Below are 26,100 nucleotides of genomic sequence, written 5' to 3' on the forward strand. Positions count from 1 at the left end.
TCATCGGCCAGATAACGAATTTCTTATTCGCCGTAAACGTCGAAGTCGAAGTACTTGTCCTGGATCTTCTTGTATTCGCCGCTGGCACGGATCGCAGCGATCGCCGTGTTCAGCTTTTCCTTCAGCGGGTCGCCCTTGCGGATGGCAATGCCTGCGCCGTTGCCGTTGATTTCCTTGTCGACCGGCAGGGTCGTCAGAATCTTGCAGCAGGCGCCAGCGTCGGACTTCACCCATTCGGAGAGAACGACGACGTCGTCGATGACGGCGTCGACGCGGCCGCTGGCAACGTCAAGCTTGTATTCGTCAGCGGTCGGATAGAGCTTCAGCTCAGTGTCGGCGAGATGTTTCTCCGCATAGTTGGCATGCGTCGTGGAGGTCTGCGCGCCGATCACCTTGCCCTTGAGGCCGGCGACATCCGTGATCGTCGAATCCTTCGGCACGGCAATGGCCGGCGGGGTGTTGTAATACTTGTTGGAGAAGTCGACGAGCTTCAGGCGCTCCGGCGTGATCGACATGGAGGAAACGATCATGTCGAATTTCTTGGCGTTGAGCGCCGGGATGATGCCGTCCCAGTCGGTGCTGACGAAGGAGCATTCGGCCTTCATTTCAGCGCAGAGCGCCTTGGTGATGTCGATGTCGAAGCCCTGGATTGTGCCACTGGCATCAACGAATTCGAAGGGCGGATAGGTCGAATCGGTGCCGATCACATATTTCTCGCCATCGGCCATGGCCGAGCCGGCAAAAAGGGACATCGCCGCGATCGAGGCTGCCGCGAAAATACGGGTAGGATTAAGCATGAGGATCCTCTCTGTTGGTAGCCGCCGCTCCTTTTTCTCTTGGGCTGACGGCCGCAGTTCAACGGTGCTGAGACCGCCTTGCGGCGATAATCAGACTTTTTTTGATAGAATTGCAACACAAATCCCACCGCAATTGGGCGGTGCAAATAGCGGGCGAGATGAACGTCGGCAGACTGCAACATTCACGCGAGGTTAATCCCGACCTCCCTAGAACCGGAACAAATCGGCGGCTCGGCGATTGCCATTCCGCCGTTTCGCCTCAATGCGAAGCTAGGGGCGGAACCAGGGCCTTGCGGCCTTCAAGAAGCTCAAACAGGATCGAGGAAACCCGATGGGCATGAAATCAAGATTGTTCGCGAGCGCGACTTTTCCGCTGCTTTCTCTTTCGCTGGCGCTGCAGCCGGCATCGGCGATGGCGGCCGTACGCGACGTTGCGACGCAGGCTGCGGCCGTGCGGCAGGTCGAGCCGGGCAGCTTCGAGGTGGCGCAGGATGCGCCTTCCGAGGAGGAGTTGCTGAAGAAGAAAAAGCACAAGGAACAGGGGGAAGCCCCGGCCGAACAGGCGCCGGCCGCCGAGAAGCCGGCGCAGCAGGAAGCGCCTGCCGAAAAGCCGAAGGCCGAGCGGAAGGAAGCGCCTGAACCCAAGGCAGAGCCGGAAGCGCCGAAGGCGGAGGCACCGAAGGAGGTGCCCGCGGAGCAGCCTGAAAGCAAGCCCGAGCGGAAAGCCAAACAGCAGGCCCAGCCGGAGGCCGCGCCGCAGCAGGAAGAGCAGCCGGTAACGCAGGAAAAGCCGAAGAAGCCGAAGAAGCAGGAGACGCAGCAGGCCGAGCCGGAGGCTCAGCCGCAGCCCGAACAGCAGCCGGCAGCAAAGGAAGCTCAGCCGGAAACGGAACAGGCACAACCTGAAGCCAAGCCGGAAGGCGGCAAGCGGGAGAAGGGGCAGGATAAGGCCCAAGGCAAAGATAAAGGCAAGGGCAAGGGCAAGGCTGAGACTGCCGCTCCCGAGGCGGTGACACCGACCGAAGAACAGGCCAAGCCCGAAGCCAAGCCAGAGGTGAAACCCGCAGCCGAGGCGCCTGCCAAGCAGAAGCCAAAGGGTGAGACTGCAGCACCTGCAGAAAATGCCCCTGCGGCTAAGACGACCGAAGATAAGGCAGCGGCCCCGGAAGCTGCGCCGGCCGAAAAGCCCAAGGATGGTACGGCGGCAAAGCCCGCCGGTGAACAGCCCGCCGGCGCACAGCCAGCCGCGCCCGCCACTGACACTGCTCAGCCGCAACCGGATGCCAGCGGCGGCCAGCAGGTGGAGCAGGCCATTCCAGCACCGGAAAAGGCTTCTCCCGAGGAGCTGGAGCGCCGGAAGAAGATCGCCGCAGATCCGGCCAAGAGCAACGAAACCGTCGTGCTGCCGGTCGAGAACGGCGCAGCCGTGCTCGACAGCGACAAGGATGCCGACCGCAGCAAGGGCCGCGAAGGCCGCCGCGACCGCGACAGGCAGCGCGCCGACAGCCAGGAAGTGAAGGTGCCGACCTCAGATGCCGATGCGCAGGCTGCCACCGGCGGCCAGGCGACGGCGCCGGTAAAGCTCGAGGCGGTGACCCGCGAGAAGGGCAGGAAGCTCGATGAGCGGCCGCAATTCGTCCGTCCCGATGGCGCGCGCTTCGACGACCGTGGCGACGACAGCCGTGTGATCATCCAGTACGACAACAGGACGATCGTGCGCGGCGACGACGACAGGCGCTTCTTGCGCGACGGCGAGCGGCCGAGCTACGAGGAGCTTTCGGGTGACCGCTACCGCGAGACGATCACGCGGCCGGAAGGCTATCGCATCGTGACGATCCGCAACCGCTATGGCGACATCATCCAGCGGTCGCGTGTCGATGCCCGCGGGCGCGAGGACGTGCTCTATTATTCGCAGGACCTCTATGACGATCCGGACCGCGACTATTTCGAGGATCCGGGCGCCGACCTGCCGCCGATGCGGCTGCGCGTACCGCTCAGCGACTACATCATCGACACCCGCAGCGACCCGAACCGGGACTATTACGAGTTCCTGAGCGAGCCTCCGGTCGAGCCGGTGGAACGCGTCTATTCGCTGGATGAGGTGAAGTATTCGGCTCGTATCCGCGACAAGGTGCGCCGCATCGACCTCGACACGATCACCTTCGCGACTGGTAGCGCGGACATTCCGATGACCCAGGCGCGCACGTTGCGCAAGGTCGCCGATGCGATCAGCCAGGTGCTCGAGAAGGATCCGAGCGAGACCTTCCTGATCGAGGGTCATACGGATGCTGTCGGCTCAGACCAGAGTAACCTCATCCTCTCCGACCAGCGGGCGGAATCCGTCGCCAACGTGCTCACCGACGTCTACGGCATCGCGCCGGAGAACCTTGCGACGCAGGGTTATGGTGAGCACTACCTCAAGGTCAACACGTCGGCCCCTGAGCAGGAAAACCGCCGCGTCACCATCCGCCGCGTCACGGCACTGGTCCGCCCGGTCGCTGCCAACAAGTGATGCTATGGGTGCCCCTCTCCATTCTTGGGGAGGGGCATTCCGGATCCCTTATTCTCCGTAGGGGATCCAGATATTCTTCACATCCACAGCGCGGCGAAGATATTGCGCGCCTTCGGCAGCGGCTCTGTCCATCCAGTCCGTCGCCTTGCCGTTGTCCACGAAGGTTCGCTTGAGATTGCCCGAAGACAGCTTCTCCACCGTCGTCGAAAGTTCCGCGGAGCCGAAGGCCCACAACGCATCAACGTCATTATGCGCGGCAAGGATCTTTGCCAATTCGATCGCCGACCCGGTGACGATATTGACGACACCGGCAGGCACATCCGACGTTTCCAGAACGGAATAGAAATCCGTGGCCGAAAGCGGGAAGGGCTCGCTCGGCACCGCGACGACACGATTACCGGTGGCAATCAACGGCGCAACCAGACTGATAAAGCCGAGCAGCGGCGCTTCCGGCGGGCATATGACGCCAACGACGCCGATGGCTTCCGGCACGGCCAGAGCTACGCCGCGAAGCGGCGGCTGGTGAATGCTGCCTTCATATTTGTCCGCCCAGGCTGCGTAGGTGAAGAGACGCGAAATCGCGGCGTCGACCTCGGCGTTTGCATTGGCGGCGGAAGCTCCGGTCATCGCTGTTATCCGCGAGGCGAACTCGTCGGCGCGACCACTGAGGTTCTCGGCGATGTAGTAGAGAATCTGGGCGCGGTTATGCGTGGTCGCATTCGACCAGGCGGAGGCGGCCTGTGCGGCAACCACTGCATTGCGGATGTCCTTGCGGTTGCCTTCGCCGACCTCACCGATCGCCTTGCCCTTGGGGGAGGTGATGACACGGGAATAATTGCCGTCCGGGCGCGCCTGCTTGCCACCGATGAAGAGCTTTGCCGTCCGGTCGATACTGGGCAGGGCAAAATCGCCGGCAACCGGCTTCACCTGCGAAAGGGCGGGCATTGCTGCTCGCGCCTTGCGGCCGACCCAAGCCTTCGGCTTCAGATATTCGTAGCAACCTTCCCGTCCGCCTTCGCGGCCGAATCCGGATTCGCGCTTGCCGCCAAAACCGACGGCGGCATCGAAAAGATTGGTGGCATTCACCCAGACCACGCCGGCTGCGAGCTTTGCCGCAACGTTCAACGCCAAGCCGATCGTCTCGCTCCAGACGCTGGCGGCGAGGCCGTAGCGGGTGTGATTGGCAAGCTGGATAGCCTCTTCCGGTGTGCGGAAAGTCATGGAGACCGCAACCGGCCCGAAGATTTCCTCGGTCGCGACGATTGATGTCGGCTGCACGCCGCTGAGAAGCGTCGGCGGGTAGAAGCTGCCGCCCTTCGGCAGGTCGATCTTAGCCTGATGCAGTGTCGCGCCTTCTGAAACTCCCTTTTTCACCAGCGCTTCAATACGCGTCAACTGCACGGGCGCGATGATCGCACCCATATCGATGCACTTGTCCAAAGGCTGACCGACCCGCAATGTCTGCATGCGGCGCTTCAGCCGCTCATGGAAAAGATCGGCAATGCCTTCCTGGACCAGTAGCCGCGAGCCGGCGCAGCAGACCTGTCCCTGGTTGAACCAGATCGCATCGACGACGCCTTCCACGGCGCCGTCGATATCGGCGTCGTCAAAAACGACGAAAGGTGACTTGCCGCCGAGTTCCAGCGTCAACGATTTGCCGCTACCCGCGGTACGCTCGCGAATAACGCGCCCGACTTCGGTCGATCCGGTAAAGGCAATTTTGTCGATATCCTCATGCCCGACGAGCAGCGCGCCTGTTTCGCCTTCTCCCGTCACGATATTGAGCACACCCTGCGGAAGGCCCGCTGCGGATGCCAGTTCGGCAAAGAGAAGCGCCGTCAGCGACGTGTATTCGGCAGGCTTCAGGATGACGGCGTTGCCGAGCGCCAAAGCCGGCGCCACTTTCCAGGCCAGCATCAGGAATGGGAAATTCCACGGGATGATCTGGCCGATGACGCCCACCGGCACATGATCGGCAAATTCCGTGTCCTGGATTTGCGCCCATCCGGCGTGATGATAGAAATGACGAGCTGCCAGCGGCACGTCGAGATCGCGGGTCTCGCGGATCGGCTTGCCGTTGTCGATAGCCTCGACCACAGCAATCAGACGCGCATGGCGCTGGATCATCCGGGCAAGCGCATAGAGATGGCGCGCCCGCGCGTGGCCCGGCAGGCGCGCCCATGACGCCTGTGCCTTGCGGGCCGCAGCAACCGCATTGTCTACATCCGCCGCGCCGCCGATCGCGAGCTTCGCCAGGACCTTGCCGGTGGCCGGCTCGAACGTGTCGAAGTTCTTGCCCGACGCGGAGGCCACGAACGCGCCATTGATGAAGTGACCGAAACCGGAAGCGTGGCGCGCTAGCCAGTCGCGAGCTTCGATATCGGATTCAGGGGCAGGGCCGTAGGACATTTCGTCGAAATACTTTGCAACAGTCATCTGGATCATCCAATCGGGTGTCTGTTGAGGGCCGAATAGGCACCGGTGACGTGATGCTCCAGCTGCCGCTCGATATCCGCAAGCAAGCTCGATGCACCGATGCGGAAGAGATCAGACTCCAGCCATTCGCGCCCCAGTTCGTCCTTCATCAGGAACTGGTAGTTCAACACGTCCTTCGCCGCGGAAATGCCACCGGCCGGCTTGTAGCCGATCTTGATGCCGGTGCGCTCCTGATAGGCGCGGATCGCCCGCAGCATGGTCAATGTCACGGCCAGCGTCGCATTGACGCCTTCCTTGCCGGTTGAGGTCTTGATGAAATCGGCTCCCGCCATCATGCAGACCAGCGAGGCCTTGGCGACATTGCGGAGCGTCTTCAGGTCGCCGGTCGCTAGAATGGCCTTGACATGCGCATTACCGCAGGCGGCGCGATATTCTTGCATTTCCTCGTAGAGTGCTGTCCAGTTGCCGGTCAGCACATGCTCGCGGGTGATGACGATGTCGATTTCTTTCGCGCCATCGGCAACCGACGCCTCGATTTCCTTGACCTTGAGGTGGTGCGGGCTGAGACCGGCAGGGAACCCGGTCGAAACCGCGGCGACCGGAATGCCGGAATCTCCAAGCGCCTCGACGGCCGTTGCGACAAAACGATGGTAGACGCAGATGGCGCCGGTGGTGATCGAACGGCCGCTCATGCCAAGCAAATCCAGAATGTCGGCGCGTATCGGATTCATCGCCTTCGCGCACAACCGTTTGACGCGCTCGGGGGTATCGTCGCCGTTCAATGTCGTCAGATCGATGCAGGTCACCGCCTTCAGGAGCCAAGCTGCCTGTGCGTCCTTTTTGACGGTGCGGCGTCCGGGAAGCGAGGCTATGCGGCGCTCGGTGGCAGACAGGTTGACCCGGGTGTCAAGCACCCACGACAGATCGAGTTCCATACCGGTATTGCGCGGCCGGTTATGGGTGCCGTCCGGCGATCGCGAAGGGGCTCCATGATGCGTCGCGTTTGCCGCATTGTGAACAGCAACGGTTTCCAAATAGAATCCTCCCGGTCAGAGCGTGAAGGTCTTGTTGCATCCGTGCAGATGCACGCAGCGGAAGCTTCACAACTGGCTCTAATGTGATTTTCTTTTCATTGTTTGTTAGGTTTGCATCACTGTGCTACCGCGTCAAGTTTAGATTTCGACAGACGCCGAAAAAATGCGGATTTCTCAGTCGAAGTCGTTCATACCGTTTTCGGTGATGACCACATCGAACGACTTCATGTCGCTGAAAAAGGCTGGTTTCAACTTGCCGATTTTGCTGCTGTCGGCGAGAAGAATATTCTTTCGTGCCCGAGACATCGCCTTTTTCTTGATTTCCGCTTCGTGAAAATGCGCGCAGGTCGCGCCACGCCGGGCATCGACACCGGCTGCAGAAAGAAATGCCACGTTGATCACAAGCTGGTCGAGCATTTCCAGCCCCGAGGCACCGGAAAAGCTCGCCGAAGCGGGGTGGTAAAGACCACCGAGCATAACAAGGCGAACGTTAGGTTTTCGCGTTAGACGATCGGCGACATTCATGGCGTAGCAGATCGCCGTTATGTGAATCCGGTCTGGGAGAAGATCGACCAGATAGGGTAAGGTGGTGCCACAATCGAAAAAGACCGTGTCATCATGGTGAATGTAATCAATGGCTTGTGTGCAAATTTGTCGTTTTGCAGCGGCATGACGGTCGGCGGCCCTGGAAATTTCATAGGGATCGTTTTCCGCTTCGACAGCCGGAACGATATGGCCGCCGAGAAACGCGAATTGGCCTGCATTGGCGCTGACATCACGCCGAACCGTCATCTCCGAGACGCCCAGTATCTCGGCAGCATTCTTGATGTGCAGAATGCGATGTCGTGAAAGGGCCTCGGATAAGACTGCGATGCGCCGGCCCCTGCGACTATCCATATCGCATGTCTCCCTTATCGTTCACACTGCAATAGTGTTCTGATGAAAATTTAACAAGGGACTGCCATTCCCATCTGGTTTCTCCCTTGATCTACGATCCGGCATTTGCGCCGAGATACAGCTTCTGCACCGGGCGCTTGCGCGCGACATGGAATATCGTTGCAATTTTATAGGGAAAGCCGTCAATTTGAAATGGGAATTCGTGACTTATTTTTCATTTTTTGATGGAATGGTCACAAAGTTGTATAGATGGTGCCGACTTCTGTTGCGGGGAGCGGGGTGACGACGAGAGCGACATTCTCGGCCGGCAGGGTCAACGGGGCGACTTCGTCACGCCTCTGGTCGGGTACCCTTCCGACCAGAGGCTTCATCCGCGCGACTGCTTAGGAACATTCCTGGCTGCGCGGGCTAATCGGCGGCTTTCCTTGCTGCCGTTTCGATCGCATCGGCAACCTTTTCCGGTTGGGAGGCGAAGACGGCGTGGCTGGCCTTGATCTCGGTCACGTCGCTTCCGGCACGTTTTGCCATGTCACGCTCGAGCTCGGGGTTGATGGAGCGATCCTCGGTAGCGACGATCGACCAGCTTTTCTTGGTCCGCCATGCCGGTTGGGTGATCTTGGCGGAGAATGCCTGCTTCGAGGCAAAGACCTGTGACTTTGCCATGAAAGCGGCTTCCGCTTGCGGAAGGTCGGCTGCGAAATCCGCGGCGAAGGCGCCCGGATCGAGATAGAGATATTTGCCGTCCTTCGTTTCCCTTATATCCATGCTGCCGGCAGGCTTCGAGCTGGCGAGGCTGAGCAGACTTTCTCCCTTGTCGGGCTGGAACGCCGCGACATAGACGAGGCCCGCGACATTGGGATCATTGCCGGCTTCGGTGATGACCATGCCGCCATAGCTGTGGCCGACGAGCAGGGTCGGTCCTTCCTGCAGGTCGAGAACGCGCTTGGTCGCCGCCACATCGTCGTCGAGCGAGGTGATGGGCTGCTGGACGATGGTGACGTTGAAGCCGCGCTTTTGGAGAATGTCCGTCGCCTTGCGCCATCCAGAGCCGTCGGCCAGGGCGCCGTGGACGATCACGATGTTCTTGACCTCGGCAGCCTCTGCCGCGAATGCGATGGTGGTGGTGGCGAATGCGAGGGCTGCCGTGAAAGCAAGATGTCTGTTCATGACTATTACTCCTTTGGGTCGTGTTGATGATCGGGATATTGATGCGTCTCAGGTTCAGCCGAAGGTGAAGGCGTAGGCCTGCACACCAGGATCGAGGAAGCTGATCTCGAAGTTGCGGGCGGCGACCGTGCCGGATTGGCGGACGAGCTGGTAAAGCCTGGTCGCGGTCACCGTGCCATTTCCATCGGCATCGATGTCTGAGCCGTGGTCGGGCCCAGGCGCCTTGCCGTCGATCTTGACCTGGAAACGGATCGGCTTGCCTGTGGCACCAGGCCCAAGAACGAGATGCAGATCGCGGGCGCTGAAGCGATAAGTGATGCCGCCGCCCGGCTGATCAAGCGTCGCCTGATCCCGGCCGACGGTCCAGGTTCCGGACAGGCCCCAGCCGTTGAGGCCGGGTTCGGCGATCGAGTAGTTATGCGGCGTGTCTGGCTGCAGCCCTTCCGGAGAGGCGAAGTTCGCCGCCTGTTCGTAGCCGAGATAGGTTTCGCCGGAGCGGATGTTGCCGAGGTCGGGGCCCGCCTCCACGCCCTTGGCATCCGGCACGACCGGCGCACTTTCCGTCGTTTGACTGCCGGCTTCGCGCAGCAGGTCCTGAATGGCCTTTTCGGTCCTGTTGTAATTGCCTTCGCCAAAATGGTGGTAGCGGATCTGGCCTTTGGCATCGATCAGATAGGCGGCAGGCCAGTAGCTGTTTTCGAAGGCGCGCCAGATGCTGTAATCATTGTCGATCGCGACGGGATAGCCGATCTGGAAGTCGCCGATCGCCTTCTTGACGTTGTCGATCTTCTTCTCGAAGGCAAATTCCGGCGCGTGGACGCCGATCACGACGAGACCCTGATCCGCATACTTTTCGGCCCAGGCCCTGACATAGGGGATGGTACGAATGCAGTTGATGCAGGAATAGGTCCAGAAATCGACGAGCACGACCTTGCCGCGCAGTTGTTCCGTGGTGAGAGGCTCAGAGTTCAGCCATTCGACCGCGCCGTCGAGCGAAGGGACGTGGCCTTCGACGGGCAAGTCGCTACGGAAGGGTTTCTTCGCATCAGCTGCGGCGATCATCACCTCGTTGCTCACCAGCTCGGAAGATGCGCCACTGAGCGGCTTTGCATGCAGCCTGTCGAGCACGGCCTGTTCCAACGATGCGGTGCTGGCATAGGAGAGCCGGGCGAGCAGGCTGGTGTCGAGGCCGAGCGCGATGACGGCGACACCCGCCAGAACGGCAGCGCCGAGCACCTGGCGAATCCGATCGCCAAACCCGAGCGAACGCTTCATGGCGGCGAAGAGCTTGCCGCCGACAAGCAGGGCGACGGCAAGCGAACTCGCAGCACCAGCGGCATAAGCGACCAGCAGGAATGTAGTCTGCAGGTTGGCGCCCTGCAATGCAGCCCCCGTCAGAACGAGGCCGAGGATCGGCCCGGCGCAGGGCGCCCAGAGCAGGCCGGTGGCGACGCCAAGTAGAAGCGCGCTCTTCACTGTCGTGGTGCCGCGCCCGCCGCCGGTGGCGTTCACAAGATTGTTGCCAAGATCGACGATCGGTCGGGCAAGCGTGCTTGCGATGCGCGGCGAAAGCAGGCTTGCGCCGAAGAGCGCAAGCAGGACGATGGCGGCAAGGCGGCCATATTCATTGGCGCGAATGGCCCAGCTGCCGCCGACTGCGGCGAGTGTCGCGACCAGCGCGAAGGTGGCGGCCATGCCCGCCAGCATCGGCAGCGTGCTTCTGACGAAGGGCTGTCCGGCACGGGCGAAGACGAAGGGGAGGATGGGCAGGATACACGGGCTGAGGATCGTCAGCGCGCCTCCGAGATAGGCAATGATTAGAAGTGTCATCATCGTTTCCTTTGAAACCGATTGATCGGGCTCTGGGCGGCGATGGGGCCTGAACCAGCAACGGCGGGGATATGGCCGGTGTGAAGTATCCCCGATGTGTCCGGCTTTGCGGGAAAATGTACCGAAGTGTCGGGGTAGGGCGGCGGCGATACAAAGCGATACAAACTGCCGCAGTGGCGAGGAAACGGCTGCGGCCAATGCGACCACTTGCTGAGGCCGCGCGATTGTATCGGAATGTATCCAGGCAGCCGGAAGCTACATCCGCATTCAAAAAACGGTTGCTTACGACATATCGGGGATACAAGTAGAGCGCCTTTTCGCGACCGTGATCCATTCGACAGGAGTGACCGATGTCAGAGCAAATCAACCATAACCGCCGCCGTTTCTTCGGCATGACGGCAGTCGCCCTCGCGGCAGTCGAGTTCGGGGTGGCCGGCACGGCCGCCGCCCAGTCTTCTGCGACTGCCGCATCGGTGCCAGCTATAAAGCCCGGAACCAACACGTCCTTCGAAGCGCTGAAGCAGGTCAAGGCAGGCGTGCTCGACATCGGTTATGCCGAGGCGGGAAAGGCGGATGCCCCTGTTGTATTGCTGCTGCACGGCTGGCCCTATGACATCTATAGTTTCGTCGATGTCGCGCCGCTGCTTGCCTCGGCAGGTTACAGGGTGATCGTGCCTTATCTGCGCGGTTACGGGACGACCCGCTTCCTGGACGACCAGACGCCGCGCAATGGCCAGCCGTCGGCGCTCGCCGCCGATATGATCGCGCTGCTCGATGCGCTCGATATCGAGAAGGCTGTCATTGCCGGCTACGACTGGGGCGGGCGGACCGCCAACATCATGGCGGCGCTCTGGCCCGAGCGCTGCAAGGCGATGGTATCGGTAAGCGGCTACCTGATCGGCAGCCAGGAGGCCAACAAGAAGCCGCTTCCGCCGAAAGCCGAACTTGCCTGGTGGTACCAGTTCTATTTCGCTACCGAACGCGGCCGTCAGGGATACGAGAGCAACACGCATGATTTCGCAAAGCTTATCTGGCAGACGGCATCGCCGAAGTGGAACTTCGACGATGCGACATTCGACAGATCGGCCGCTGCCTTCGACAATCCCGATCACGTCGCGATCGTCATACACAATTATCGCTGGCGCCTGGGGCTTGTCGAAGGCGAGGCCAAGTACGATGCCTACGAGACGACGCTCGCCGCAACGCCTGTCATTTCGGTGCCGACCATCACCATGGAGGGCGATGCAAACGGTGCGCCGCATCCGCAGCCTTCCGCCTATGCCGGAAAATTCTCCGGCAAATACGAGCATCGGACGATCGACGGCGGCATTGGCCACAACCTGCCTCAGGAAGCGCCGCAGGCCTTCGCGCAAGCTGTCATAGATGTCGATCGCTTCTAATATCGGCGCCGCCGGTCGCGGAGCCTCGTTGCTCCGACCGGCGGAATATGCGTAGCTCGCGTCAACCGCCTCGACATCGAGGCGGAGGGCGGGGGCCGCTTCTATCGGTAAGGAATAGGGAAATATGGATCATGTCGATCACATCCTGATCGTCGATGACGATCGCGAAATCCGCGAGCTGGTATCGGGCTACCTGCAGAAGAACGGCCTGCGCACGAGCGTTGCCGCTGACGGGCGCCAGATGCGCAGTTTTCTCGAAGCCAATGCAGTCGACCTGATCGTGCTCGATGTGATGATGCCCGGCGATGACGGGCTGGTGCTGTGCCGTGAACTGCGCGCCGGCCGGCACAAGGCGATCCCGATCCTGATGCTGACCGCCCGTACCGACGAGATGGACAGAATCCTCGGATTGGAGATGGGCGCCGACGACTATCTTCCCAAGCCCTTTGCCGCGCGGGAACTGCTCGCCCGCATCAAGGCGGTGCTGCGGCGCACGCGGATGTTGCCGCCCAACCTGCAGATCAGCGAGGCCGGACAATTGCTGACTTTCGGCGACTGGCGGCTCGATACGGTGGCCCGGCACCTTCTCGACAAGGAAGGGACTGCGATTGCGCTCAGCGGCGCCGAGTACCGTCTGCTTCGCGTGTTCATCGACCATCCGCAGCGGGTGCTCAATCGCGACCAGCTTTTGAGCCTGACGCAGGGCCGCGACGCCGATCTCTTCGATCGCTCGATCGATCTCCTGGTCAGCCGCCTGCGTCAGAGGCTGGGCGACGATGCGCGCGAACCGACCTACATCAAGACGGTGCGTAGCGAAGGCTATGTGTTTTCGGTTCCGGTCGAAATCTTGGAGCTGCGCCAATGAGGGCGGCAATCCGCTTGCGTTCGGGCCTGATGTGGCCGAGCACGTTGCGGTCGCGGATCTTTCTCATCCTGCTGATCGGATTGGCCTTGGCCTACGGGCTGTCGTTCAGTGTGCTCTATATGGAGCGCTACATGTCGGCCAAAGCCGTGATGCTCGGCACGCTGGAGAGCGACGTTGCAACGTCGATTGCCGTTCTCGATCGGCTTCCGCCCGGCGAACGCGGCGATCTGCTCGATCGGCTGAGCCGCGGCAATTATCGTTTCGTGCTTGGGCCCGGCCTTCCCGGCGTGCCTGACACGTCAAGCAAAGGGGCGGAAATCTCAGGAAAGATCGAGGAGGCCATCGGGCACCGCTTTCCGATCCGGATCGAACGAATTCCTGGCGATGTGAACCGGCTGCAGGCGCATCTGACGCTCAGCGACGGAAGCCCGTTGACGATCGACGTCACGCCGAAGGGCGTCATGCCGATTGCCGCATGGCTGCCCTACGTCTTCGTCGTCCAGATGGCGCTGCTCATCCTCTGCACCTGGTTTGCGGTTCGCCAGGCGATCCGGCCGCTCGGCGAGCTTGCCGCCGCCGCCGATGCGCTTGACCCGAACAAGGACGGTCCGGCGATGAGTGAGGCGGGGCCGAGCGAGGTCGCGCATGCGGCAAGAGCATTCAACGCGATGCGGGAGCGGATCGCCCATTACCTCGAAGAGCGCGTCCAGATACTGGCGGCCATCTCGCATGACCTGCAGACGCCGATCACCCGCATGCGGCTGCGCGCCGACATGGCGGAGGATTCGCCGGAGAAAGACAAGCTGGTGCACGATCTCGGCGAGATCCAGCGCCTCGTTCAGGACGGCATTGCCTATGCACGCAGCGCGCATGGCAATGGCGAGAAGAGTGCCCGCATCGATCTCGCCTCGTTCATCGACAGCATAGCCTACGACTACCAGGATACTGGAAAGGCCGTCACCGTGGTCGGCCTGGTTCAGGGTGCTGCCTTCACCAAGCCGCATGCTCTTCGCCGCATCCTGTCGAATTTCATCGACAATGCGCTGAAGTTTGCCGGCGCTGCCGAGATCAGCGTCGCGCGCAGCGCCGAGAACGATATCGTCATATCAGTCATGGACCGCGGGCCGGGAATTCCGGACGATATGCTGGAAGCCGCCATGCAGCCTTTCTTCCGGCTGGAACAATCCCGCAACCGGGAAACCGGCGGCACCGGTCTCGGTCTTGCGATCGCCCAGCAGCTGACGGCCAAGATCGGCGGATCACTCCGGCTCTACAATCGCGCCGGCGGCGGTCTGGCGGCAGAAGTCACCATTCGTTGACGTCGGCAGTCACCGCAAAATTTCGAGATGTTTGTATGTAAAGATGTCCGCGATATCGGATGCTACGTTTTGTGACATTTCGGGCGATTTCGGAAACATGGCGGATATATCCGTCGGTCAAACCACACTCCGTCAACCCGGCCGCGCAGCGCGGCCAGTCGCCTGGAGCGACGCAACACAAGGAGTGTTCCATGACAAAGATCGACAAGGTTCTCTATACCGGCAAGACCCACACGACGGGCGGGCGCGACGGCGCGTCGCACAGTGACGACGGCCAGCTTGATATCAAGCTTTCGCCTCCGGGCAGCAACCGCGCCGGCACCAATCCCGAACAGCTTTTCGCCGCCGGCTGGTCTGCCTGCTTCATCGGCGCGATCGGTTTCGCCGCGGCTAATCAAAAGGTCAAGCTTCCCGCCGATCTTGCCGTTGACACCGAGGTCGATTTGGGAACCGCCGATGGCGGCTATTTCCTACAGGCCCGTCTCAAGGTCAGCCTGCCCGGGATCGAAGCGGATGTGGCACGAGCCCTCATTGAAGAGGCTCACCAGACCTGCCCCTATTCGAAGGCCACGCGCGGCAATATCCATGTCGAATTGACCGTTGCCTGATGGATGGATTTTTCGCCGGCCTTGGCTGCGGAGGGCAGGGAACAGGAGCCGAAAACAAGCAGGTCGAGGCCGATCGGGCCTCGTCGATGGAGGTTTTTATGAGATTGATGATCATCTGCATTCTGGGAGCGGTGGTCTTCGCCGCGCCCTGCATCTACGACGTAAGCTCGCAGGAGCCTTCGCCGCTTGCGGGCCTCGTAACGGCGGCATCCGCAGCTTCGCCTTCGGGGGACCAGAGGCCGTTCGAGCCGATTTCGGCGTCAAGGCAACCCCTCGTCTGACCTCACCAAAGGAGAAAGACCGTGAAGCTCTATCAGAATGAAATTTCCTCGGCGACATCTCGCGTCCGCATCGCGCTCGCCCTCAAGGGACTGACGGCAGAAGCGCTGCCGGTTAGCATCCTCGGTGAGGATGCCGAGAGCCGGCAGGCCGGATATCGCAGCGTCAATCCGCAGGGGCTCGTGCCGGCCTTGCTGACGGATAGCGGTGTCCTCCTTACCCAGTCGCTGGCGATCGTTGAATATCTCGACGAGATCAAGCCCGAACCGCCGCTATTGCCGGACACTGCAGAAGGCCGGGCGCAGGCGCGGTCGATCGCGCTTGCGCTCGCAGCCGAGATCCATGCGCTGCTGCCCCCGCGGATCGGCCTGCATCTCGGCAAGGTCTTCCAGGCGGATGCCGATGCCATTGCTGCCTGGAATCGTCAGTGGGTCGGCGAGGGAATGGCCGCGGTCGAGACGATGATCGCCGGCCGCAGGCAGGGAGCCTTCGCCGTTGGGGATCAGCCTGGTATTGCCGAGATCTTCCTCTTCCCGCAGGCGATCAGCGCCCGGCGCCTCGGCTTCGATCTCGCCAGCTGGCCCAATATCGCGGAGATCGTCGCCAGACTGGAGGGGATACCGGCTTTCCAGGAGAATGCGCCGGCGCCGAGACGATGATCCAATCTATGAAGAATCGGCCGCAAGTGACTGCAGCCGATTCTCTTCTGGTGTTCTAGCCTTGGCGATGAGACGTAGCCTTCATGGCCCGTCGGCCGCTTTTAACGGTTGACCCTTGCCTGCAGATGCGCGGGATAACGATCGCCTTCCACCTTGATCGTGGCGAGCGCGCTTTCGATGCTGGCAAGGTCCTCAGCCGTCAGTTCGACTTCAGCGGCCTGGATGTTCTCCTCGAGGCGATGCAGCTTGGTAGTGCCGGGGATCGGCGCGATCCAGGGCTTCTGCGCCAGCAGCCATGCGAGAGCCACTTGGGCGGAGGTTGCCTTTTTGCGGGCGGCGATTTCTCCGAGACGATCGACGAGCACCTGGTTGGCCTTTCGCGCCTCCTGAGAAAAGCGTGGCACGACGTTGCGGAAATCCTTGCTGTCGAAGGTGGTCGTTTCACTGATCGCGCCCGTCAGGAAGCCCTTACCAAGCGGGCTGAAGGGCACGAAACCGATGCCGAGCTCTTCCAGCGTTGGCAGGATTTCCTGCTCGGGTTCGCGCCACCACAGCGAATATTCGCTTTGTAGTGCTGCCACCGGCTGGACGGGATGGGCGCGGCGGATCGTCTGGGCGCCCGCTTCCGAGAGGCCGAAATGTCTGACCTTGCCCTCCACGATCAGCGCCTTGACCGTGCCGGCGACATCCTCGATCGGAACATCGGGATCGACGCGATGCTGGTAGAAGAGATCGATGACATCGGTCTTCAAACGCTTCAGCGCCTGGTCGGCCACCGCGCGGATCTGTTCCGGCCGGCTGTTCATGCCGCTCTGGCCGCCATTGGCATCGAAGTTGAAACCGAATTTCGTGGCGATCACCACCTCCTCGCGAAAGGGCGCCAAGGCCTCTCCCAGAAGCTCTTCGTTCTTATAGGGGCCATAGGCCTCGGCCGTGTCGAAGAAGGTCACGCCGCGTTCAAATGCCCGCCGGATCAGTGCGGTCGCTTCCTGAATATCTGTCGCTGGGCCATAACCGTAACTCAGCCCCATGCAGCCGAGACCGATGGCTGAGACATGAAGTCCGCTCTTTCCAAGTTCACGTTTCTGCATAGAAGTTTCCTCTTCTAACCTTGGTATTGCGTGTCTGTGACATGCTCCATCCAGTCGACGACCTTGCCGTCGAGCTGTTCCTGGATGGCGATATGGGTCATCGCCGTTGTCGGCGATGCGCCGTGCCAATGGCATTCACCCGGTGCGAAGCAGACGACGTCGCCGGCGCGGATCTCCTCGACCGGGCCGCCTTCGCGCTGCACGCGACCGCAGCCCGATGTGACGATCAGCGTCTGGCCGAGCGGATGGGTGTGCCAGGCGGTGCGGGCTCCGGGCTCGAAGGTGACGCTGGCGCCAGCCGCGCGTGCGGGGCTGGTCACGGCAAACAGTGGGTCGACACGCACGCTGCCGGTAAACCAGTCGGCTGGTCCCTTGGCCGAAGGCTGCGAACCGCTTCGCTTGATATCCATCTTTGTCTTCCTTTCGATGTCGGGGTGGACATGTCCACTCGAGCAGCAAGGTATTTAGCGCGTGTGTTTGGTCGCGATTAGATGGTATAAACGGCAAGAACCCATGAGAAAGTTTCATGAATGCCGCGCCCCGCCGTCAACGACCTCATCGCCTTCCTCGCCGTTGCACGCGCACAGAGCTTCACCAAGGCGGCGGGCAAGCTGGGTGTGTCGCAATCGGCGCTCAGCCACACCATCCGCGGGCTCGAGGAGCGGCTTGGACTGCGATTGCTTACCCGCACGACCCGCAGCGTCGCGCCGACAGAGGCCGGCGAACGCCTGCTCGGCTCCATCGGACCGCGGCTCGACGAGATCGAGAGTGAACTGGCTGCCTTGAGCGCCTTCCGGGAGAAGCCGGCAGGCACCATCCGCATCAATGCCGGCGAGCATGCGGCCGATGCCGTCCTCTGGCCCGCCTTGCAAAAGCTCCTGCCTGAATATCCCGATATCAATGTCGAAATCATCGTCGACTACGGTCTGACCGACATCGTCGCGGAGCGCTACGATGCGGGGGTGCGGCTTGGAGAACAGGTGGCGAAGGACATGATCGCGGTGCGCATCGGCCCCGACATGCGGATGGCCGTGGTCGGCGCTCCCGCCTATTTCGACACCAGGCCGAAGCCGCTGACGCCGCAGAACCTTACGGATCACAATTGCATCAATCTGCGTCTGCCGACCTATGGCAGCGTTTATGCGTGGGAGTTCGAGAAGGACGGGCGCGAGCTCAGGGTTCGGGTCGAAGGACAGTTGATCTTCAACAATATAGCCCTGCGGCTGAACGCGGTGCTGGCTGGTCTTGGGCTGGCCTATATGCCGGAGGACTTGGTCGAGGCGCATCTTGCCGACGGGCGGCTGGTGCGCGTCCTCGAGGATTGGTGTCTGCCGTTTTCCGGCTACCATCTCTACTATCCGAGCCGCCGGCATACGTCGCCGGCATTCGCCCTCGTCGTCGATGCACTTCGCTATCGAGGATAGACGCCCACTATGTCGGGCCGCCCGGACAGGCATATATCCGAACCAGGAGTGATCGGCTCTTGCCGGAAGCGAACTCATGCCTGCCAGTGATTTGACATTCCATCACTCGCCGCTAATTCACACTTGAAATTGAAGGAAACAGTGAATGAATACTGCGGCACCTGCCACGAAAGCTCGGACCGGCGTGTCCGGTTTGGATACAGTTCTGGCGGGGGGCCTCTCGCCGGGGCACGTTTTTCTCCTGGAGGGGAATCCGGGAGCTGGCAAAACGACGATTGCGCTGCAGTTCCTGATCGAAGGTGCGCGGCTCGGCGAGCAGGGGCTCTACATCACCCTTTCGGAAACCGAGAGCGAACTTCGGGCCGGTGCCGCATCGCACGGCATGGTGATCGATGGGAATATCGAGGTCTTCGAGGTCGTGCCTCCGGAAAGCCTGCTGGATGCCGACCAGCAGCAGAGCCTGCTTTATTCGTCGGATCTTGAACTCGGGGAGACGACAAAGGAAATCTTTGCCGCTTTCGAGCGGATCAAGCCACGTCGCGTGGTTCTCGACAGTCTGTCGGAGATAAGGCTGCTCGCGCAAAGCTCGTTGCGCTACCGCCGGCAGATCCTCGCGCTCAAACATTATTTTGCCCGACAAGGCGCGACAGTCCTTCTGCTCGATGATCTGACGTCCGAGGTGCTCGACAAGACAGTGCACAGCGTTGTGCACGGCGTCATCCATCTCGAAGAGATGGCGCCGAGCTACGGCTCCGAACGCCGACGTCTCAGGGTCATAAAATATCGCGGACAGGCCTTCCGCGGCGGCTATCACGATTTCATCATCCAGACTGGCGGGGTTAAAGTCTTTCCGCGGCTCGTCGCCGCCGAACACAGGTCGAGTTACGCACGTGATCAGATTTCCTGCAATATTGCAGAACTGGATCTGCTTCTCGGAGGTGGCCTCGAACGAGGTTCCAGTACACTCATACTTGGTCCCGCCGGCACCGGCAAAAGCACGTTCTCCTTTCAATTCCTGATGGCTGCGGTCGCGCGCGGCGAGAAAGTGGCGGCCTTCATTTTTGACGAGGAGCTGGGCCTGCTCTTCACGCGGCTGAAGGCGCTCGGAATGGATCTCGAAGCCATGCGAAACGCGGGTCATATCCACATCGAACAGCTCGATGCCGCCGAACTGTCGCCGGGCGAATTCGCCCACCGTGTGCGCAATTGCGTCGACAAGTCGGATGCGAAAACCGTCATCATCGATAGTATCAACGGTTATCAGGCTTCGATGCCGGATGAGAATTCGCTGATCCTTCATATGCACGAGCTGCTGCAATATTTGAACAGGCAAGGCGCCAACACCTTTCTCACCGTGGCCCAGCACGGGCTGGTCGGTGACATGAAGGCACCCGTCGACGTTACCTATCTCGCCGATACCGTCATTCTGCTGCGTTACTTCGAGGCGGCCGGAAAGGTGCGGCGGGCAGTCTCGGTGATCAAGAAGAGGACCGGCTTTCACGAGGACACCATCCGGGAGTATCGCATCGACGCTTCCGGCTTGAGGTTCGGCGATCCTCTCGTCGGGTTCCAAGGCGTGCTTCGCGGCGTTCCCGAATTTGTCACGACCTCAACGCCGCTCCTTGCGACCGATGGCGGGGATAGCGGCAATTCCTAATTCCGGCAAACCGAAAGCATTGATTTACACCCCCGTCGGTCGCGATGCCTGGGTGGCGAGATCGTTGGTCGATGAGGCCGGATTAGCATCGATTGCCACCACCGACCTGCCTATGTTCGCGTCATCGCTTAGCGATGACGTCGCGCTTGGCGTCCTGACGGAGGAGGCCGTTCGCTCGAGCGATCTCAAGCCGATCGCCGCCTGGGTTTCGGCCCAGCCGAGCTGGTCTGACCTACCGTTCATCGTGCTCACCACACGTGGTGGCGGACCTGAACGAAATCCGGCCGCTGCCAGGCTTTCCGAGGTTCTTGGCAACGTCACCTTCCTGGAAAGGCCGTTCCATGCGACCTCCTTCATCAGCGTGGCCCGGACCGCATTAAAGGGGCGCCTGCGCCAATATGAAGCGCGAACCCGGCTTGAGGCTCTGGGCGAGGGAGAGCGGCGGTTGCAGACCGCTCTCGCCGCCGGTCGTCTCGGGGCATGGGAGCTGGAACTGTCCTCGATGGCATTGTCGGCCTCGGCCACCTGCAAAGCAATCTTCGGCCGAAGCCCCGATGACGATGTCACACGCGACGATCTGATCGCAAGTATCCACCCCGACGACCGGGATCTTGTGCTGGCACGGTTGGGCCAGACGATCGATACCGGGCGCGACTATTCGATCGAGCACAGGACGATCTGGCCGGATGGATCGCTGCATTGGACCGAGGTCCACGCGCAGCTTTATTCCGACAGATATGGTTCCGCCATGAAACTCGTCGGCGTCTGCTCCGATACCACCGTCCGCAAGACCATTGAGGAAAATCTGAGACGGCTCAATGAAAACCTCGAAGAGCGCGTGAGGGAACGGACCAAAGAGGTCAACGCGGCTCACCAGACCCTGCTCGAGGAAGTGTCCCAGCGCGAAAGAGCCGAGGAGCAGCTTCGCCAATCGCAGAAGATGGAAGCGATCGGCCAACTGACCGGCGGCGTCGCACACGATTTTAACAATCTGCTGATGGTCGTTCTCGGAAATTTGGAGCTGCTCGGCAAGCATGTTGCCGGAGATGCCAAGGCGACGCGTCTGGTCGACGGGGCGGTTCAGGGTGCGCGGCGCGGGGCGGCGCTGACGCAGCGGCTGCTGGCTTTTGCCAGACAGCAGGATCTGCAGGTCAAGCCGATCGATCTGGCCGGGCTGGTCTCCGGCATGAAAGATCTGCTGCGGCGCTCTGTGGGATCCTCGATCAGCATCGAAACCATCCTGCCGGCAACCCTGCCGCCGGCGCTGGTCGATGCGAACCAGCTCGAACTGGCGCTGCTCAACCTTGCGGTCAATGCCCGCGATGCGATGCCGGATGGCGGAACGCTGTCCATATCGCTGCGTGATGCGCAGGTGGCCGGCGATGACGGCACTCTCGACAAGGGCGCCTATCTTGTGTTGGCGGTGGCCGACAGCGGCACCGGCATGGACGCGGAGACGCTGAAGAAGGCGGTCGATCCGTTTTTCTCGACCAAGGAACTCGGAAAGGGCACGGGCCTCGGCTTATCGATGATCCACGGGCTTGCCGTTCAGCTCAATGGCGCACTTCGTCTGACAAGCGAACTTGGGGTCGGGACGACCGCTGAGTTGTGGCTTCCGGCAACCGAACAGCGCCCCGAGCGGGTGATGGAAGCGGAACTGCCCGTTCCGCAAGCTGCATCCAGACTGAAGATCCTGCTGGTCGATGACGATGCCTTGATCGCCATGAGTTCGGTCGACATGCTTGAAGATCTCGGCCACGAGGTCGTCGAAGCAAACTCCGGCGCGCAGGCGCTGGAACTGATCAGCAGCGGTCAGCATTTCGACCTTGTCATAACCGACTATTCGATGCCCGGTATGACCGGCGCACAGCTTGCCCAGGCCGCACGGGAGATTTATCCAGCATTGCCGATCGTGCTGGCGACAGGTTACGCCGATCTTCCTGCCGGCACCGATATCGATCTTCCGAGATTGGCAAAGCCCTATGATCAGGCTCAGCTCGCCAAGGAAATCGCCAAGGCGATGGCAAGCGAAACAATTCAGCTTCTCAGGTCCGGCAGTGGTGCACGGGGCTCAGCGCCCATAGTGCCGCGCGTCCTTTCAGGCGCGCAAAGGACGCTGTAACACTTTTAAGCGCTGCATCATTTTGTCCTTAAATCGATTCCGATTTAAGGAACTATGCCGTCGCCTGTCCAAGGCCGACGATGCCAGCAATGAAATCGGCGATGGCGCCCGTGTCGTCCAGATCGAAGACCGGCAGGGCCGTATCCGTGACGGCATGATCGGCGGCGATAGCGCAGATATGGGGATCGCTCGGCGCCAACGGTTCACGATTTGCCGCCTCCAGGCGGCGGGCCTCGATCTTCGGGATCGGCTCGCGCTTGTAACCTTCGATCAGCACGAGGTCGCAGGGGGCGAGGCGGGCGAGGATCTCCTCGAACTCAGGTTCGGGGGCACCGCGCAGCTCGTGCATGATGGCGTAGCGGGTGCCGGAGACGATGGTGACCTCGTGGGCGCCGGCCTGGCGGTGGCGGTAGCTGTCGGCCCCGACCTTGTCGATGTCGAAATCATGATGGGCGTGCTTGATCGTCGAGATCCTGTAGCCGCGGCGGGTGAACTCCGTCACCAGTCGGACGGCGAGCCCCGTCTTGCCTGAGTTCTTCCAGCCGGCGATGCCGAAGATTTTCGGTGCGGTCATCCGCGAAGGGCCTCCAGCCAGCGTTCCGCCTCGACGAGATCGTCGGGCGTATTGATGTTGAAGAAAGGGTCGAGCAGGCTGGCGCGGGTCGGATGCAGCGGAAACGCCACTTCCGTAACGTCATGCCGTAACAGGAAGTCGCGTACGCGGCGCTTCTCGTCGGTGGTGATCCAGGCTTCGAGATCGGCGGCCAGCGTCACCGGCCAGAGCCCGAAGACGGGATGGCTGCGGCCCTCGGAGGTGGCAATGGCGATCTGCGACGGGTGCTCGATCGCAGCCGCCAGCCGGGCGACGAGATCGGCCGGGAAGAACGGGCAATCCACCGAGACGGTGACGACATGGGTGATCGAGGGCAGGCCGGCGGCATAGACCATGGCTGCATGGATGCCGGCCATCGGCCCGGCCTTACCGCGAAAACGGTCGGGAACGACAGGCACGCCCTCGGCGGCGGCATCGGCATTGACGGCAACGAGCGGGGCCTGCTGCGAGAGGCGGGTCAGCACATGGTGGAGCAGGCTCTCGGCCCCGAGCATCACGCCTGCCTTGTCGCGGCCCATGCGCTGCGAGCGGCCGCCTGCCAATACGACGCCTGCTATATCAGATCTGCCAAGCGAGAATTCATCCATCATCCTTCCTCAGACCGGCGCGCGCGGCGCGGATTCCTGCGCGATCGGCGATACGCGGCGCTTGGCCTCACGATAGAACGTATAGAGGCCGGAGGCGATAACGATCGCAGCTCCGACGAGCGTCCAGCTGTCAGGCACTTCGGCGAAGAAGAGGAAGCCGAGCAGGGAGGAAAAGATCAGGCTGGTATAGCGGAACGGCGCGACGAAGGAGATTTCGCCGGTGCGCATGGCGAGGATGACCGACTGGTAGCCGACGAGGACCAGCACCGAGGCGAGCACGAGATGCCCAAGCGCGCTAGCGCTGACCGGCTGCCAGCCGCCGAGCAGCGGGATGAGCAGCGCGCCGAAGAAGGAGGCTGATATGGCGGTGATGACAGTTATCATCAGCGAGGGAATTTCCGGGCTGATGCTCCGGGTGGCGAGATCGCGGCCGGCCGTCGTCAGCACCGCGGCGACGCAGAGCAGGGCGGCGGCAGTGAATCCTTCCGGGCCAGGGCGAATGATGATCATCACGCCGACGAGGCCGACGAGGATCGCCGACCAGCGCCGCCAGCCGACCGGCTCACCGAAGAACAGCGCAGCACCGAAGGTGACGACCAACGGCAGCGACTGCAGGATCGCCGAGGCATTGGCGATCGGCATCATGCCGAGCGCGGTGATATAGGTGACGGCGGAGAGCGTCTCGCAGATGATCCTGAAGATAATCATCGGCTGCAGCATGACCCGCCAGGAGCGCAGCGCGCCCATTTTCCAGGCGATCAAATAGACGAGCAGGCTGGTGAAGAGACCGCGCAGGAACATGATCTCGCCGGCGTTCATATAGGCGATCACCGATTTGGACAGAGCGTCGCTCGCGGAAAAGCCGGCCATCGCCATGCTCATATAGATGGCGCCCTCAGTATTGCGTGACCGCGGCATGAAGAGATTCCCGTTACCTGTGCGCCCCCTTTTAGTCGCGAAGATGCATGAAGGGAATCGGATGAATGTCACACCAGGCATAAATCGATGATGCGGTGCACAATGGCACTGATGTCAATGCAGGCGTGTGGGCGGAAGTCCGGCAAATGCCTGTTTTATAACGTGAATTCCGATATTTCCGACGCCGCGATCAAGGCGTCGATGAGGACGTCCGTCGCGTTGCCGGTTCGGCCATAGGCGTTTTTCTCGTCCTGCGCGGGAAACGGGTGGCTGCATCGCCTGATGTTTGAGCATCTGAAATCTCGCAACAACCCAGGAGAGACCGATATGACACTTCTCAACGACAAGATCGCAATCATCACCGGCGCAAGCTCCGGCATCGGCCGCGCGGCGGCGAAACTCTTTGCGCGGAACGGCGCCAAGCTCGTGGTCACCGGCCGGCGGCAGGACGCGCTTGATGCCGTCATCGCGGAAATCGAGGCGGAGGGTGGTCAGGCCGTCGCCATATCCGGCGATGTCAGGGACGAGGCTCTGCAGGTAAGGCTCGTCGAGACGGCAGTCTCGCGTTTCGGCCGGCTCGACATCGCCTTCAACAATGCCGGCATCATCGGTGAGATGGGGCCGGTTGCCGGGCTGTCGCTGGAGGGCTGGCGCGAGACGATCGAGACCAATCTCACCGCCGCCTTTCTCGGCGCCAAACACCAGTCGGCGGCGATGGGAAAAGGCGGTGGATCGCTGATTTTCACCTCGACTTTCGTCGGCCACACCGTCGGCATGCCTGGCATGGCCGCCTATGCGGCGAGCAAGGCGGGGCTGATCGGCTTCGTGCAGGTCCTCGCCGCTGAACTCGGAGCGCAGCAGATCCGCGTCAACGCATTGCTTCCCGGCGGCACCGACACGCCCGCCAGCATCACCAACGCTCCTGATGCCACGCCGGAGGTGCTCGCCTTCGTGGAGGGGCTGCATGCGCTGAAACGCATGGCGCAACCCGAAGAGATCGCCAATGCGGCGCTTTTCCTGGCCTCCGACATGTCGAGCTTCGTCACCGGCACGGCGATGCTAGCGGATGGTGGGGTTTCGATCAGCCGGACATAGGGCGGGTCAGGGAGGTGCCGTCAGGATGTCACTGCGGCACGTTCTTTGTTGCGGCGGGCTATGCCGCCGCAACAAAGGCATCGATCAGGCGACTTCGCGTATATCTCTTTCCGCCTGGCGGTCGAGGTAGGCGACCAGATCCTCGATGGTGACGAGGGGTAGGTTGTGGCGTTCGGCGAAGAGCGTGAGTTCGGGCAGACGGGACATGGTTCCGTCGTCGTTGGCGACTTCGCAGATGACGCCCGCGGGGACCCTTCCTGCGAGGCGGGCGAGATCGACGGCGGCTTCGGTATGGCCGGGGCGGCCGAGCACGCCGCGGGGGTTGGCGCGCAGCGGAAAAATGTGGCCGGGGCGGGCGAATTCATCTGGCTTTGCGCGATCGTCGACGAGGGCGCGGACGGTGGCGGCGCGGTCCGCCGCAGAAATGCCCGTCGTCGTGTCCTTGAGATAATCGACCGAGACCGTGAAGGCAGTTTTGTGCGATTCCGTGTTGTTGGGCACCATCAGCGGAATATCGAGCGCATCGAGGCGCTCGCCTTCCATGGCGATGCAAACGAGGCCACGGGCGTGGGTCATCATGAATGCGATTGTTTCCGGGGTGACGGCATCGGCCGCGACCACGATATCGCCTTCGTTTTCCCGGTTCTGGTCGTCGACAACGACGACCATCTGACCGTTGGCAATGGCTGATATGGCATCTTCAATTCTTGCGATAGTCATGCTGTCTGGCCTTTCAAGGGTTATGTCAGCGGGCTGACATGGTCTGCTCGGCTCAATCCGTGAGCGAGCC

General features: G+C 61.6%; 23 protein-coding genes. 11 read left to right on the top strand and 12 right to left on the bottom strand.

The features are described from left to right. Positions 1–23: 23 nt before the first annotated feature. Entirely contained in the window at positions 24–797 is a 774-nt protein-coding gene (locus BS629_RS28820; protein WP_018242324.1) for a transporter substrate-binding domain-containing protein, read from the bottom strand. Between the two features lie 331 nt (positions 798–1,128). Here BS629_RS28820 and BS629_RS28825 point away from each other — a divergent pair, with 331 nt between their 5' ends. Next, positions 1,129–3,309 (top strand): OmpA family protein, encoded by a 2,181-nt coding sequence (locus BS629_RS28825; protein ID WP_018242323.1) that lies wholly within the window; start codon positions 1,129–1,131, stop codon positions 3,307–3,309. 48 nt (positions 3,310–3,357) lie between these two features. On the opposite strand, the gene BS629_RS28830 is transcribed toward BS629_RS28825, so the two are convergent. The 5 genes from BS629_RS28830 to BS629_RS28850 form a co-directional block, all read right to left on the bottom strand. Further along, positions 3,358–5,745: an aldehyde dehydrogenase family protein gene (locus BS629_RS28830; RefSeq protein WP_018242322.1), complete on the bottom strand. Its 2,388-nt coding sequence runs from the start codon at positions 5,743–5,745 to the stop codon at positions 3,358–3,360. Between the two features lie 5 nt (positions 5,746–5,750). Further along, the gene (gene deoC / locus BS629_RS28835; protein WP_018242321.1) at positions 5,751–6,779 is read right to left on the bottom strand and encodes a deoxyribose-phosphate aldolase; all 1,029 of its coding nucleotides are present in this window, start codon (positions 6,777–6,779) and stop codon (positions 5,751–5,753) included. Between the two features lie 174 nt (positions 6,780–6,953). Next, a complete protein-coding gene (locus BS629_RS28840; protein ID WP_018242320.1) occupies positions 6,954–7,676 on the bottom strand; it encodes a DeoR family transcriptional regulator in 723 nt (240 codons plus the stop codon). Between the two features lie 408 nt (positions 7,677–8,084). After that, positions 8,085–8,843, bottom strand: a complete 759-nt coding sequence (locus tag BS629_RS28845) for an alpha/beta fold hydrolase (protein WP_018242318.1) — start codon at positions 8,841–8,843, stop codon at positions 8,085–8,087. 54 nt (positions 8,844–8,897) lie between these two features. Next, positions 8,898–10,673, bottom strand: coding sequence for a cytochrome c biogenesis protein DipZ (locus tag BS629_RS28850; protein WP_026188420.1), 1,776 nt, complete (start codon positions 10,671–10,673; stop codon positions 8,898–8,900). 350 nt (positions 10,674–11,023) lie between these two features. Between BS629_RS28850 and BS629_RS28855 the strand changes: the two genes are divergently transcribed. From BS629_RS28855 to maiA, 6 genes are all read left to right on the top strand, one after another. Next, positions 11,024–12,073 (top strand): alpha/beta fold hydrolase, encoded by a 1,050-nt coding sequence (locus BS629_RS28855; protein ID WP_018242316.1) that lies wholly within the window; start codon positions 11,024–11,026, stop codon positions 12,071–12,073. A 124-nt stretch (positions 12,074–12,197) separates the two neighbouring features. Continuing rightward, positions 12,198–12,938, top strand: a complete 741-nt coding sequence (locus BS629_RS28860; protein WP_018242315.1) for a response regulator — start codon at positions 12,198–12,200, stop codon at positions 12,936–12,938. Next, entirely contained in the window at positions 12,935–14,257 is a 1,323-nt protein-coding gene (locus tag BS629_RS28865; protein ID WP_018242314.1) for a sensor histidine kinase, read from the top strand. The genes BS629_RS28860 and BS629_RS28865 overlap by 4 nt, the downstream gene beginning before the upstream one ends. A 191-nt stretch (positions 14,258–14,448) precedes the next feature. After that, a complete protein-coding gene (locus tag BS629_RS28870; protein WP_003559993.1) occupies positions 14,449–14,865 on the top strand; it encodes an organic hydroperoxide resistance protein in 417 nt (138 codons plus the stop codon). A gap of 98 nt (positions 14,866–14,963) precedes the next feature. Continuing rightward, positions 14,964–15,146, top strand: coding sequence for a hypothetical protein (locus BS629_RS40100; RefSeq protein ID WP_026188419.1), 183 nt, complete (start codon positions 14,964–14,966; stop codon positions 15,144–15,146). 21 nt (positions 15,147–15,167) lie between these two features. Beyond that, positions 15,168–15,803, top strand: coding sequence for a maleylacetoacetate isomerase (gene maiA, locus BS629_RS28880; RefSeq protein WP_077988699.1), 636 nt, complete (start codon positions 15,168–15,170; stop codon positions 15,801–15,803). A gap of 101 nt (positions 15,804–15,904) precedes the next feature. On the opposite strand, the gene BS629_RS28885 is transcribed toward maiA, so the two are convergent. Next, entirely contained in the window at positions 15,905–16,894 is a 990-nt protein-coding gene (locus BS629_RS28885; RefSeq protein WP_018242311.1) for an aldo/keto reductase, read from the bottom strand. A 14-nt stretch (positions 16,895–16,908) separates the two neighbouring features. Next, a complete protein-coding gene (locus BS629_RS28890; RefSeq protein WP_018242310.1) occupies positions 16,909–17,304 on the bottom strand; it encodes a (R)-mandelonitrile lyase in 396 nt (131 codons plus the stop codon). Positions 17,305–17,424: 120 nt separating this feature from the next. On the opposite strand from BS629_RS28890, the gene BS629_RS28895 reads away from it, so the two are divergent. The 3 genes from BS629_RS28895 (at position 17,425) to BS629_RS28905 (ending at position 22,097) form a co-directional block, all read left to right on the top strand. Next, the gene (locus BS629_RS28895; RefSeq protein ID WP_018242309.1) at positions 17,425–18,318 is read left to right on the top strand and encodes a LysR family transcriptional regulator; all 894 of its coding nucleotides are present in this window, start codon (positions 17,425–17,427) and stop codon (positions 18,316–18,318) included. Positions 18,319–18,463: 145 nt separating this feature from the next. Further along, positions 18,464–19,975, top strand: a complete 1,512-nt coding sequence (locus BS629_RS28900) for an ATPase domain-containing protein (protein WP_018242308.1) — start codon at positions 18,464–18,466, stop codon at positions 19,973–19,975. Then, positions 19,950–22,097 carry a PAS domain-containing hybrid sensor histidine kinase/response regulator gene (locus BS629_RS28905; protein WP_077988700.1) on the top strand — a complete coding sequence of 716 codons (2,148 nt, stop codon included), beginning with the start codon at positions 19,950–19,952 and terminating at the stop codon, positions 22,095–22,097. Before BS629_RS28900 ends, BS629_RS28905 begins: the two co-directional genes overlap by 26 nt. A gap of 52 nt (positions 22,098–22,149) precedes the next feature. On the opposite strand, the gene mobB is transcribed toward BS629_RS28905, so the two are convergent. Genes mobB through BS629_RS28920 form a run of 3 tightly spaced genes read right to left on the bottom strand, consistent with a single transcriptional unit; the run spans position 22,150 to position 24,215 of the window. Continuing rightward, on the bottom strand, positions 22,150–22,671 hold the full coding sequence (gene mobB / locus BS629_RS28910) for a molybdopterin-guanine dinucleotide biosynthesis protein B (RefSeq protein ID WP_018242306.1): 522 nt from the start codon (positions 22,669–22,671) through the stop codon (positions 22,150–22,152). Next, positions 22,668–23,297 (bottom strand): molybdenum cofactor guanylyltransferase MobA, encoded by a 630-nt coding sequence (gene mobA / locus BS629_RS28915; RefSeq protein WP_077988701.1) that lies wholly within the window; start codon positions 23,295–23,297, stop codon positions 22,668–22,670. Before mobA ends, mobB begins: the two co-directional genes overlap by 4 nt. Before the next feature lie 9 nt (positions 23,298–23,306). After that, the gene (locus BS629_RS28920; protein ID WP_018242304.1) at positions 23,307–24,215 is read right to left on the bottom strand and encodes a DMT family transporter; all 909 of its coding nucleotides are present in this window, start codon (positions 24,213–24,215) and stop codon (positions 23,307–23,309) included. A 327-nt stretch (positions 24,216–24,542) separates the two neighbouring features. Here BS629_RS28920 and BS629_RS28925 point away from each other — a divergent pair, with 327 nt between their 5' ends. Then, complete coding sequence (locus tag BS629_RS28925) at positions 24,543–25,310, top strand: SDR family oxidoreductase (protein WP_018242303.1); 768 nt, start codon at positions 24,543–24,545, stop codon at positions 25,308–25,310. An 84-nt stretch (positions 25,311–25,394) separates the two neighbouring features. Here BS629_RS28925 and ribB read toward each other — a convergent pair whose 3' ends face one another. Beyond that, positions 25,395–26,030: a 3,4-dihydroxy-2-butanone-4-phosphate synthase gene (ribB, locus tag BS629_RS28930; RefSeq protein ID WP_018242302.1), complete on the bottom strand. Its 636-nt coding sequence runs from the start codon at positions 26,028–26,030 to the stop codon at positions 25,395–25,397. Between the last annotated feature and the right edge of the window lie 70 nt (positions 26,031–26,100).

This window comes from Rhizobium leguminosarum bv. viciae USDA 2370 (assembly GCF_002008365.1).
Taxonomy (GTDB): Bacteria; Pseudomonadota; Alphaproteobacteria; order Rhizobiales; family Rhizobiaceae; genus Rhizobium; species Rhizobium leguminosarum.